Source organism: Paraburkholderia ginsengiterrae (assembly GCF_001645125.1).
In the GTDB taxonomy this organism is placed as follows: Bacteria; Pseudomonadota; Gammaproteobacteria; order Burkholderiales; family Burkholderiaceae; genus Paraburkholderia; species Paraburkholderia ginsengiterrae.
In genome coordinates this window covers 1-453 of sequence record NZ_LXKA01000251.1, presented here as the reverse complement: position 1 = coordinate 453, position 453 = coordinate 1, and the positions used below count along the sequence as shown (strand labels likewise).

1 protein-coding gene is annotated in these 453 nt (G+C 70.0%); it reads right to left on the bottom strand.

What is annotated here, in order from left to right; translation table 11 throughout:
• A partial coding sequence (locus A6V37_RS41845) for a hypothetical protein (protein WP_208607878.1) occupies window positions 1–426 on the bottom strand: 426 nt, incomplete at its 3' end.
• Window positions 427–453: the final 27 nt, after the last annotated feature.

The window sequence follows — 453 nt, the reverse complement described above, 5'->3', positions numbered from 1 at the left end:
AGCGAGGACACCGCGCGGCAAGCCATGACCGCCCTCGCCGCCCACTACCAGCCGCTCCCCGACATGCGCGCTTCGAGCCCCTCCCGACTGAAGCTGGCCCGCACTCTGCTGTCGCTCTCCCACCCCCAACCCCCCGCTGACGCCCCCCTTACCCCCTGCGACGTTCATGCTCTCTCTTTCCAACTCGGCACACCGCACGCCGCCGTTCCGCCGGTAGTCCGCCAACAGGTCGACCGTGATGCCGCGGATCTGCCCCTCATCCGCCCGCCTGCCCCACGACTTGGTCGGCGACACCCCCCCCTCGTTCTTCCCCGCGTCGGTCACCCCGTCCTGCTCACTCTCCCGCGCCCCGGCCCCCGTCACCCTCTTCCTCACCCGCATCTCATCGTTGTCTCCCACCTGCGCCCTCGCGACTTTCTCTGCCATCCACGACCTTGTCGCCTTCGCGCGCGT